10 protein-coding genes are annotated in these 11,687 nt (G+C 39.0%); 4 read left to right on the plus strand and 6 right to left on the minus strand.

The window, feature by feature from the left end; genetic code table 11:
• A partial coding sequence (locus tag H5154_RS13815; RefSeq protein WP_182718637.1) for a flavohemoglobin expression-modulating QEGLA motif protein occupies window positions 1–1,099 on the plus strand: 1,099 nt, incomplete at its 5' end.
• 147 nt (window positions 1,100–1,246) lie between these two features.
• On the opposite strand, the gene H5154_RS13820 is transcribed toward H5154_RS13815, so the two are convergent.
• Genes H5154_RS13820 through H5154_RS13835 form a run of 4 tightly spaced genes read right to left on the minus strand, consistent with a single transcriptional unit; the run spans window position 1,247 to window position 5,882 of the window.
• Window positions 1,247–2,050, minus strand: coding sequence for a DUF1338 domain-containing protein (locus H5154_RS13820; protein WP_149980151.1), 804 nt, complete (start codon window positions 2,048–2,050; stop codon window positions 1,247–1,249).
• Window positions 2,051–2,097: 47 nt separating this feature from the next.
• Entirely contained in the window at window positions 2,098–3,579 is a 1,482-nt protein-coding gene (gene astD, locus H5154_RS13825) for a succinylglutamate-semialdehyde dehydrogenase (RefSeq protein ID WP_182718638.1), read from the minus strand.
• Window positions 3,580–3,597: 18 nt separating this feature from the next.
• A complete protein-coding gene (astA, locus tag H5154_RS13830) occupies window positions 3,598–4,632 on the minus strand; it encodes an arginine N-succinyltransferase (RefSeq protein WP_149980153.1) in 1,035 nt (344 codons plus the stop codon).
• Window positions 4,633–4,676: 44 nt separating this feature from the next.
• Window positions 4,677–5,882, minus strand: coding sequence for an aspartate aminotransferase family protein (locus tag H5154_RS13835; RefSeq protein WP_149980154.1), 1,206 nt, complete (start codon window positions 5,880–5,882; stop codon window positions 4,677–4,679).
• 204 nt (window positions 5,883–6,086) lie between these two features.
• Between H5154_RS13835 and H5154_RS13840 the strand changes: the two genes are divergently transcribed.
• Complete coding sequence (locus tag H5154_RS13840; RefSeq protein WP_145235943.1) at window positions 6,087–6,515, plus strand: Lrp/AsnC family transcriptional regulator; 429 nt, start codon at window positions 6,087–6,089, stop codon at window positions 6,513–6,515.
• A 266-nt stretch (window positions 6,516–6,781) separates the two neighbouring features.
• Window positions 6,782–7,807 carry a GGDEF domain-containing protein gene (locus H5154_RS13845; protein WP_182718639.1) on the plus strand — a complete coding sequence of 342 codons (1,026 nt, stop codon included), beginning with the start codon at window positions 6,782–6,784 and terminating at the stop codon, window positions 7,805–7,807.
• On the opposite strand, the gene H5154_RS13850 is transcribed toward H5154_RS13845, so the two are convergent.
• Both H5154_RS13850 and H5154_RS13855 read right to left on the minus strand, forming a co-directional pair.
• Window positions 7,804–8,727, minus strand: coding sequence for a hypothetical protein (locus H5154_RS13850; RefSeq protein WP_182718640.1), 924 nt, complete (start codon window positions 8,725–8,727; stop codon window positions 7,804–7,806). The two genes, H5154_RS13845 and H5154_RS13850, sit on opposite strands and share 4 nt — an antisense overlap.
• A 91-nt stretch (window positions 8,728–8,818) precedes the next feature.
• Window positions 8,819–10,732, minus strand: coding sequence for a bifunctional diguanylate cyclase/phosphodiesterase (locus H5154_RS13855; RefSeq protein ID WP_182718641.1), 1,914 nt, complete (start codon window positions 10,730–10,732; stop codon window positions 8,819–8,821).
• A gap of 649 nt (window positions 10,733–11,381) precedes the next feature.
• Here H5154_RS13855 and H5154_RS13860 point away from each other — a divergent pair.
• Complete coding sequence (locus tag H5154_RS13860; protein WP_182718642.1) at window positions 11,382–11,681, plus strand: isoamylase early set domain-containing protein; 300 nt, start codon at window positions 11,382–11,384, stop codon at window positions 11,679–11,681.
• The last annotated feature ends 6 nt before the right edge of the window (window positions 11,682–11,687 follow it).

Below are 11,687 nucleotides of genomic sequence, written 5' to 3' on the forward strand. Positions count from 1 at the left end.
AGGTTTTGTACCTAGCGAGCTACGCCAAGCATTTTCTGATCTAAACCGTAATATCATTAGCCAGCTTGGGCAACTCAATCCTATCGCTCAATATATGAGTAAAATGTGCAGCGAGTACAAAACAGTATTGAGTATGCTTGAATACCGTGGCACTGCTGAATTTCATGATTTATCTGTAGAGTTGTTTGGTCATCCAAAAGATTTATTTCATGCCGGTGAGCCATCGTTATCAGAGCTTGCAAATATGCTTGAGTTACCGCTCAAAAATCTATTGGCGGCCGATATTTTACCAGATGATCCTAAAAATATAGATGCTGATGAAGCCGTTCGAATTCTTGCTGAACAAGTACGTTTAAGCATGCCAGGTATCGATGTTGAAGTGGTTATTAGTGATGGGATCGTCAGTGATGCAGCTGCTGGTGCTAATAATATTAAGCTAAATCAAGACGTAAAGTTTTCTCAACGTGAGCTTGATATTTTAGAAGTACATGAGGGCTGGATCCACGTCGGTACAACCCAAAATGGTTTAGCTCAGCCATACTTAACCTGTTTAAGTAAAGGCACGCCAAGTTCAACAGTGACACAAGAAGGGCTGGCGGTACTAACCGAAATCATCACCCTTAAATCAACCCCTCGTCGTTTAGCGAAGTTAGTAAATCGTATTCAAGCGGTGACCAAGGTAATTGATGGGGCTGAGTTTGTTGATATATATCGTGATTATGTTGCTCAAGGCTTGAGTAAAGATGAGAGCTATACATTGGCCCAGCGAGTATTTCGTGGCAGTACCGCAACAGGCTTGCCATTTACTAAAGATATCGCTTATATCAAAGGGTTTGTATTGGTTTACAATTTAATTCGGGTTGCGATACAACTTGGTCGCATCGATCAATTACCTTTGCTGTTAGTGGGTAAAATCTCGATTGATGACTTTAGACTAATATCACAATTACATGATTTAGGTGTAATTGAAGACCCTAAGTTTGTTCCACCACATTTTAAAGATTTACGCGGTTTAGCAACGTGGCTTAGTTTTGGCCGTTTTATTGGTGATTTGTCATTTGAACAGTTAGAAAACGACTATAAACCACTATTTATATAGTGACTCATAATCCTAGTATAAAAACAATAAAAACGCAGTTGTAATGAACAACTGCGTTTTTTCTATCGTACAGCTAAGTACTTTATTAAATCAGCCAGTAAGTACCCAGCTGTAAACACATGCACTTATGATCTGAATCTAGATTTATTAACGTGCATTGGTGCTTTCAAAAATTTTATCGGCCGATGCAGCAACGAAACCGGTATATAGTTCACCATCAGGTTTCGCATAACGCAGGGCAAACTCATAAAAACAACTAGGTACGCTCATCGTCGTGTCACTAAACTCTACGGCAAAGTCATCGGCAAGGGTTGATGATTGCTCAAGTAATACCTCAGGTGAGCCTTTTACTTCCCCGCCTGAAATATTAAGGGCAAAACCGGCATCTTTAAGCGCTTGGTTAACGTCTTCAATTTTATCAAATTTGGCAAGTTCATTAATGTTCACGGTGAAATGATTAGCACGGTAACCCCATGCTGACATCCACGCTGCATATTCGCTTTCAGCCAGTAACTGTTTATAAGTTTCAGAGCTTACTTGCCAATGGGTGCCTGAGTATAAGAAGTTTTCTGCGGTTACGGCATCTGCATCTATGCTGGCAACCAGCTCATTAACGATGGCTTGCAGTTGCTCAGAACATTGCTCTACAAGTAATTCAGAAATAAATACTTTTGGTTGCTTTGGATCGCTATGCTCATAATGTTTAGCATACAATTTTTTAGCTTCAAAATGATATTCACCACATTCTTTATAACCGACGGCTAAGAAATGGGCGGCTAACTTTTCCAGACCAATTTTTTCATGATTGAAAGTGCGTAGTGCAATATGGTCGTTGATCACATCATCTTGTTGTGTCGAGCCTAGTAGCTCATGAACTTTTACAGCTGACGGTGTTACCGCTAGGTAGTTTTGCCATAAGTTGTCAAAAAGGGCATTTACATCTGTGTGCATTTTTAATTCCTTAATTTAATTTCTGCAGCCGTTAAGCTGCAGACTGATTATTCAATAATTAAGCCCGGCGCAAGGGTACTTGGTAAACTAACGCTTGGTGCTTCAACAGAGGCTACTGGGTATGAGCAGTAATCTGCGGCGTAATAGGCGCTCGCTCTGTGGTTACCACTGGCACCAATACCACCAAATGGCGCGGCACTTGATGCACCGGTAATTGGGCGATTCCAGTTAACAATACCGGCGCGAATGTGCTTTAAGAAGTGCTCATAATCTTCACTTGAGTCACTTAAAAGCCCAGCCGATAAACCAAATGAGGTATTGTTCGCTTCCACAATTGCACTGTCAAAGTCGCTATAGCGATAAATTTTAATTAATGGGCCAAAGTGTTCTTCATCTGCGATGCTGGCCACATTTGTTACATCGATAATACCAGGGCTTACAAAACCGGTGCCTGGTTTTAAGTGTTTTAGTTCAACTAAAGGTTCAGCTCCCATATCAATCAATTGTTGCTGAGCGGCGACCATCCCAAGCGCGGCTTTTTCGCTGATCATAGCCCCCATGAAAGGTTGTTCTTCGCTAAAGCTGTCTGCAACTTTAATACTTTTAGTTGCGGTGATCAGCTTTTCTAAAATAGCATTACCATTAGCTGTATTTGCAATAAATACCCGACGGGCGCACGTACAGCGCTGACCAGAAGTTATAAAGCCGGATTGGATAATGTCATGCACGGCAGCATTTACGTCAGCCACATCTTTAATTATGAGCGGGTTATTTCCCCCCATTTCTAGCGCTAAAATTTTACCTGGATGTCCAGCAAACTGCTTATGTAATAAATGACCTGTGTTTGAGCTGCCAGTAAAAAACAAGCCATCGGTATCTTGGTGACTAGCAAGTGCAATACCGGTGTCAACTTCACCCTGAACAAGGTTGATCACCCCAGCTGGCAGGCCTGCTTTTAACCATAACTCAAGTGTGTATTGAGCAACAAGAGGGGTTAGCTCTGATGGTTTAAAAACGACGGTATTACCCGCTAAAATTGCCGGCACAATATGACCATTAGGGAGGTGGCCTGGGAAATTATAAGGGCCAAAAATAGCCACTACGCCATGCGGCTTATGACGAATAAAAGCTTTAGCGCCGGGCATTGGATTTTCAGTAGTGCCTGTTCGTTCATTATGAGCTTTTATTGAGATCGCCACTTTGCCTGTCATAGCACCCACTTCGGTGCGTGTTTCCCATAGTGGTTTACCTGTTTCGCGGGCAATGATAGTCGCAAACTCTTCGCTATTTTCTTTTAGCTGGCTGACAAAACGCTCAAGAACCGCAATACGCTCTGTAATTGGGGTATTTGCCCATGTAATGTGTGCCTGACGAGCTGATTTAATCGCTGCGTCTACTTGTTCTTTACTTGCCGCTTTACCTTGCCAAACAATATCACCGTTACTTGGGTTTATTGAACTGAAATCATGACCTAAGCCAGTTTGCCATTGGTTATTGATTAGTTGGCTGTTGTGCGTATTAACGCTCATAGAAACTCCTACAGAGGTTTACAGACGGAAAAACCGCGCTGCATCTCCTTGTTTTAATTTAAGTGCTTTTGCAACTTCACTACTAATAATCAAGGTATGTTTAGCATGATTATAATGTGCATGTTTTGTGAAAGTGGCTCTGAAGTCATTCACGCCTTGATTACAAATAGCTAAGGTGTCGGAACTTTGTTGATTAATATGATCAAGTTCACCTATGGTAATAGGGCATACTTGAGATTCACGGATGCTACGTATATTGCCAAGTTTGGCTTCAACTGTTGGCCCAGCATCAAATAAATCAACGTAACCTCGATGCTCAAAACCTTCTTTTTCAAGCAATTTTAGTGCAGGTTTAGTGTGCTCGTGTACTTTACCAATTACAGCTTGCGCTTTTTTGCTTAACAGGTTGGCGTAAATAGGGTACTTGGGCATTAATTCACTAATAAATACTTTATCGCCTAAGCCGACTAAATGATCGGCTAGTGGGAATTCAATACTGAAAAAATGTTCTTCAAGCCATTGCCAAAATGGAGAATGGCCGTTTTCGTCACTAACGCCACGCATTTCTGCAATGATGGTATCGGCAAAACGCTCACTGTGTTGAGCCATAAACAAAAAGCGTGAACGCGATAAGAAACGTCCTGTTAGCCCTTTGCGGCTATCTTCACGTAAAAACAGTGTGCATATCTCTGAGCAGCCGGTGTAATCATTACACATACTGAGAATATCAACGGTGTTATATACGTTAAGAGTGCGAGAATGATGAACCGTTTTACCTAAATGATAGTGATACAAAGGAACGTTCATACCGACCGCCGCTTCAATCGCGGTAGTGCCGACTACTTGACCTGTTTCACTGTCTTCTAATACAAATAGGTAGCCCTCGTCTTGAGGCTTATTAATGTTTTTTGCAAAGCTCCTTTCTGCTCGTTCAATTTTCTCTAGCAACAAGGCATCATCAACAGGTAATGATGTAAAACCATGGCCTGACTCTATTGCTATTTGTTTTAGTGAGTCAAAATCATTTGCGGTTATAGGACGTAATACTTGCATTTAAAAGTGCTCCATTAACGCCCTAAACAGGGCGTTAAATTAGGTTAACCGTTTACAACGTCTGCTACGGCTTTTTCAAAGCGCGCTAGACCTTCTTTAATGTCCTCAAGTGGGATCACCAGTGAAGGCGTAAAACGAATAACATCAGTACCAGCAACTAAGCTCATTAGTCCTTGTTGAGTACTTGCTACCAAGAAGTCGCGAGCGCGCCCTTCAAACTTGCTGTTTAGTACGGCGCCTAATAATAGACCTTTACCGCGTACTTCACTAAATACGTCGTATTTTGCGTTGATCGCTGCAAAACCATCACGGAAAAGCTGTTCACGCTGTTTAACGCCGCTTAGCACTTGTTCGGTATTCACGGTATCAAATGCCGCTTCTGCCACTGCACACGCTAACGGGTTACCGCCATAGGTTGAACCATGCGTGCCCACTTTAAGATGTGCTGCAATATCAGTCGTGGTGATCATCGCACCAATAGGGAAACCGCCACCTAACGCTTTTGCTGTTGTTAAAATATCTGGTGTCACGCCTAATTCTTGGTATGCGTATAGTGAGCCTGTACGGCCTACACCCGTTTGTACTTCATCAAAAATAAGCAATGCATTGTGTTTATCACACAAAGCACGCACACCTTTGATAAATTCATTATTTGCAGAGATAATGCCGCCTTCACCTTGCAGAGGTTCCATCATTACGGCACAGGTTTTATCGCTGATCAGTGCTTCAAAAGCTGCTAAATCATTGTAGTCACAATGATCAATTGCGGCTGGTTTAGGACCAAAACCGTCAGAATATGCGGTTTGGCCACCCACAGTTACGGTAAAAAAGGTACGACCATGAAAGCCTTTGTTAAATGCGATTATTTGGCTTTTATCAGCACCATGTACATCCAATGCGAAACGACGCGCGAGTTTTAGCGCTGCTTCATTTGCTTCTGCGCCTGAGTTTGCAAAGTAAACTTTGTCTGCAAATGTTGCGTCGGTGATTTTTTTAGCTAATCGAAGTGCTGGCTCATTAGTCATCACATTGGATAAGTGCCAGATTTTTTCGCTTTGCTCTTTTAACGCATTAACAAGGGCTGGGTGACAGTGACCTAAACAGTTGACCGCAATACCGCCAGCAAAGTCAATATATTCTTTATCGTTTTGATCCCAAACACGAGAACCTTGGCCACGCACCGGAATAACCTCTGATGGGTTATAGTTAGGGACCATTACGTCGTTGAATAATTCTCTTGTTACTTGCATTTGTTACACCTAATTCTGGCTTAATATGAAAAAAACAAATTGCATTTGATGGGTTAATCAAGCCGTTATTACCCTGCAATAATGTGCTTTAATGATTTTTCTTATTTACTACCGCTATTATCTGAGTTCAAAGCTTAAATTTGCAGTGCTATTTTGTGAAAAATGATTAAAATAAAACACAAAATGACGAGGTTAATAATCAATATGATAACTATACAAGACGAAAAGCTACTTTCTATACTTCGCACGAATGCCAGAGCGAGTATTTCTGATCTTGCCAGGGCACTTAACTTATCGCGCTCAACTGTACAAAGTAGGATGTTAAAGCTAGAAGAAACTGGAGTAATAAAGGGCTACAGTGTTGACTATGGCGATGCGTACTTAAGTGCCATGGTATCGGCCCATGTATCAATTAAGGTAAAGCAAAAACTAACCACTAAAACTAACCTTGAACTTAAGCAGATTGATGCTATTTCACAATTGTATGCTATCAGTGGTGAGTTTGATTTGATAGCCGTTGTACAAGCACAAAATTTAGAAAAACTCAGCCATTTACTCGATGACATTGGTAACTTAGATGGGGTTGAACGTACGACTTCCTCTGTTATTTTAGAAACAAAGTTTAAACGCTAAGTTGACCACAAATACAGAATGTCATACTTTATATATATTATTTTTTGCTGTGTAGCGTATTGAGGTTAAATTATTTCCTATCTTTACGACTAAACAAAACAGTATTTACGCACTACACTTACTACTAGCGCTGGGTTTTTTACTCGTTAATGTAATTATGCTCCCTAATTTTATTGGCGTTTTTATTTGGTTTATATTTTCTAGAACTTATGTTCGGGTAATTAATCATAATTAAGAATCTTCAGTTATTTGAATATAGGATCCCTATGGAAGAAAACTTATTAAATTCTGTTATTAAAATAACTAAAAACCGTGATGTAGATTCATTAGAATATAGCTTGATCTCGACGATCCAAGAATTTGTTGGTTGTACAGAAATTGTAGTTTATAAGGATTTAGACGTACACACTGATTTAACGATTGAGCGCAGCATATCGTTAAAAGTAATTAATGGTAATCAGTTTGAATGGGCACAACGTAAAGTAGTCGATTCACCAGAGCCAGAACTGTTGTCATGTTTGCGCTCAGCATGCATTATTACTGTACAATCAGCGGATGGCATTGAGAAGCGTTGGTTACCAATTTCTTTGCAAGATAAGCCGATAGGCGCTATTGCGGTTGTATGTAAAGATTTAAAAAGTGCGGATCAAGTGTTGCTTAATGCCTTTTGCCGTATCTATGAAAATTATTTATTTATCTTGCATGAAAATGAACGGGATCAACTCACAGGTCTGTTAAATAGACAAACATTTGATAAAAAAATAAAGCAGCTAATTGAAAAGCAAGTAATAAAACAGCATAAAACAGCAAAAATGGATAACAATCGCAAGCGTAGGCTCAGCTCAACATCTTGGCTGGCAATGCTTGATATTGATCACTTTAAAAAAATAAACGACAGCTTTGGTCATGTTTGTGGTGATGAAGTTTTATTGCTGCTTGCACAAAAAATGCGCCACTTTCTACGCTCAACCGATTTGATTTTTCGCTTTGGTGGAGAGGAATTTGTGCTCGTGTTTGAACCCACCAATTTTGAGTCGATTGAAAAGAAAATGAATGAGTTTATGGAGATGATCAGAGAAACTCATTTTCCATTTGTTGAAAATATGACCGTTAGTATTGGCATGTGTCGCATCAGCCCTTACGACTTTCCTATTAATGTGTTAGAAAATGCGGACAAGGCACTTTATTACGCAAAGGAAAATGGTCGCAATAGGCTGTGTTTTTATGAACAGTTAATGGAGAACAACTTGATTGACTCAAATGATAAAAGCACGGATATAGATTTATTTTAATCTGACGCCTTTGGTATTTTCTTAATGATAGTTTTTGTTACTTCATCAAGTTTAATGACATAAGCGTTACCGCCAATTCCTTTAAATTCTTCATCGGTAAATACAATGGTATTTTCATCATAGAAAGTAATCGCTTCTTTTTGAGTCACAATCCCCAAATCTATTCGTGATACGTCCCCTGAGAAAAACTTATCACCAGTAAAGTTTTCAAATAACCAAATGCTTGTTGAATCTAATAATACTAACTTTGTACGATCGGGGCTCAGTGCTGCAGAGGTTATCCAGCAAAGCTTTTCCATTGTTGTACAGGTTTTAAATGAATCTATTAACTGCGCATCAAAATTAGCTGCATGATCGCCAACTTTATAAACATTAGTAATGCCATCAAACGGCTCAGTACGGTTTTTAGTAAACAAATATAAGTGACGGCCAAAGGCAACAAATGCTTCTAGATCAAAGTTTCGCTTATCTGGTGTGATAGGGCTACCGTCAAGTTCTGGATAAGTAAACTTGATAATTTCAGCTTCGGTGGTATCAGTTTTGATGTCGATGGGATTTTCTATTTTATAAATAGTGAGCCACTTACGTTCTTGTTTATTATTACCAAAGTCACCTAAAAAGAAGTGCCCAAAGTCATTCTGAGTCATATCTTCCCAATCAATGTTTTTCGCATTAGTAACAAGGACCTCTTTGGCGATAGAGCCATCTTCGTTGAGGCGATAAAGTTTTGGATCATCACCGCTGTCATTTATTGCCCACAAGCGCTTGAATTTATCAAATTCGATCCCCGATATTTCTTTGAGTTTAGGATCAACACTGAGTTTCTTTTTGCTGTATAAGGTATAAATTGAAATGCTGGTAAGTACAATACTCACCAAAATGATGATTGAGATTAATGAATAAATACTTTTTTTAAGCATGGAGGAAGTAGAATCTGATACTAAGTTATTGAGTATTATTATCTATTTTAAGGTGAATTTCCATGCCAATAAGACTATAAATGAATAATCGTTAAGTTTCGAGGCTCCATACGCCAGTGCCTGTCGCCGCTATATGATTAACATTTCCTTGTAGTACTTTGCTGCCAACATTCACAGATGACTGCGGACGACTGACCAAATACCCTTGCACGCAGCTAATACCCATACGCTTCACTAATTCAAACTGGGCGATTTCTTCCACCCCTTCAGCAACGATTTTAAGGCCGAGCTTCGAGCCTAACTCACTGATTGAATTTAATATTTCATTATACTTCGGGTTTTCATTAGCTTGGGCTATGAATAATCTATCAATTTTGATCACATCAATAGGTAGATCAGCTAAGGTGCTTAAAGAACTAAAACCGGTACCAAAGTCATCAATTGCGATAGTGACGCCTTCTTTTCGTAATTTTTCTAATTCATTAATAATAGTGTGACTTGCGGTGATCAATGTTGATTCGGTGATCTCTAACATCAAAGAAGTAGGCGGGAGACCCGTTTTTGCGAGTTTTTTCATTACCCATTCGTGAATAGGGCGATGTTTGAGTTGAATGCCTGAGACATTAACTGAGATTTTAACTTTGCGCATACCAGCATTATGCCAAGCTGCCATTTGTCGACATGACTCTAGCATTATCCAATCACCAAGCTCTAATATAAGGTTTGATTCTTCGGCAATCGGAATAAACTCTACTGGAGAAATAGCCCCTTCAACAGGATGATCCCAGCGCACTAATGCTTCGAAGTAATCGATGGCGCAATCTTCAACATGCACAATAGGCTGAAATGATAAATGAAAATTATGACACGCAATCGCTAAACGCAGCTCTTCGAGTAAGTAGTGGTAGCGACGCATTTTATTGCCCATTTCTGGCGAATAGACTTTAAAAATACCACGTCCATCGGTTTTAGCACGATACATAGCCACATCCGCCATTTGCAACAAAGCATGGGGAGTTGATGCACTCTCAGGATAAACCGCAATACCGACACTGGCACTGATCTTAATTAGTTTATTGCCTAGTACAAAGTCTCGCTCTATTTCGTTTAATACATGCTGTGCAACATCCAAACTTTTAGAACTGGAATCAATGTTATTAATAAAAATAGAGAATTCATCGCCCCCTAAACGTGCTAGATTTTGCTCTAGCAGACTGGTGGGATTGATATCATTAAGCTTGTGATGGCGTAATACGCTGGCGAGGCGTTCGGCTACTTGAATCAATACTTCATCACCAAAACTGTGACCAAAAGAGTCATTTACTTGCTTAAAACCATCTAAATCAATAAATAACAAGGCACAGTGAATGTTTGTGAGTTCAGCACCACTGAGTTGACGGTCTAAGTGCTCAATATAAGCGTGACGGTCAATTAACAAGGTCAATTTATCTTGGCAAATACTGGTTTGAGTTTCACGAGCATAATTGGCTACATGGCTGGTTAAGGCATTAATTGCTTGGCTTAAGCGGGTAACTTCTGTTGCATGCTCAAGCTCAGGAAGTTGAATGTTAAATGACTCGATTACTTTTTTTGTTTGTGTATTAAGTTGTTCTATTAATTGTTTTTCGCGTTTAATGTTTAATTGCTTACCAAAATACCACGTTAAAAATAAACCTATTAAAATCAATAGAATAAAGTTTATGGGTGACAAAATAGTGGCATTGAGCATTGATGACACTTGGGCAGTAATAAATTGTGTGTCTGTTGCTTTAATAAGTAAATAATCCGTACCATCTTTGCGAACAATATAATGGCCATTTAATATAGGATTATACCAAGAGGGCATCGTTAGTTGGGTGGTAGCAGTATCAAAAGCGCGAGTGGCAATACTAGATTGTTGCGGGTTAATGGTATTGACTTGCTTGGTCAATAAAATATTCATGCCGTAGCAAAAAATAAACATAGCAATAAAGGCAATACTGAGTAAGCGAAAAAATTTAGTCATTCCATTAAACCATTTTATCCCAATTATATGAGTTTTTTATTAGGTATTACATAATTTTATCAGTATATAGTTTGTCAGAGTCACTGACAAAACATTTCTTTTACAATAGTCTTGTAAAAGCAACCCTTTTCCTGTTAAGTGTTATTTTATCGATGTTTGCCGAACTTTTACTCAATTTAATCATTAAATAAATTCACTTTACCAGCGGTTATTTGTTAACTACTTTAAAGGTCATAATTCAGACCGTGATTAAACTTGGTTTAGTTCTTGCTCTCATTTAATTGGTGATAATGAGGTGAGTGTTTTGTGTTTATTTGCACATATTTGGTGCGATATTTTTTTAATTGCACTGTCATAAAGCATAAATATAACTTTGTTTAACTAGGGTGTGTTTATTTTTCGAGGTTACTTTTACTGCAGTATGTTTGATTGTTAGGCAAATCAGAGCACATAGTAGTGTTTTATCTACATAGATTGTGCGATAACGTAGCATAACGACCAAGCGCAGTCTGAAAGTTGAACAAATTTCAAGCTTGAAAAGTTACACGCCCTAATAAAAATACATTTTACAGCCCTGCGTATGTTGAGTAGTTGAACGCACTTCTGTGGCAAGGATTAATTGACCTTAAGGTTTAGTTTGGAGCCCACTATGTTAAGTAAACGATTTTTTAAAACTAAAAATGAAGCTGAAGTTACATTTGAATTTCAGCATCCTCAGGCTGAGCAAGTTCAGTTAGTTGGTGAATTTACTGATTGGCAACCTGTTACTATGAAGTTTAATAAAAAAGAGCAATGTTTTAAGTTAAAACAGCGCTTACCGAACGATCAACAGTTTCATTTTCGATATTTAGTTAATGGTACTATTTGGGATAATGATCACCATGCTGATGGATACATAGCAAACAGCTTTGGTACAGAAAATAGTATAGTCAATACACAACGTATTTAAGGCGCG

It is taken from the genome of Pseudoalteromonas sp. SR44-5 (genome assembly GCF_014163675.1).
In the GTDB taxonomy this organism is placed as follows: domain Bacteria; phylum Pseudomonadota; class Gammaproteobacteria; order Enterobacterales; family Alteromonadaceae; genus Pseudoalteromonas; species Pseudoalteromonas rhizosphaerae.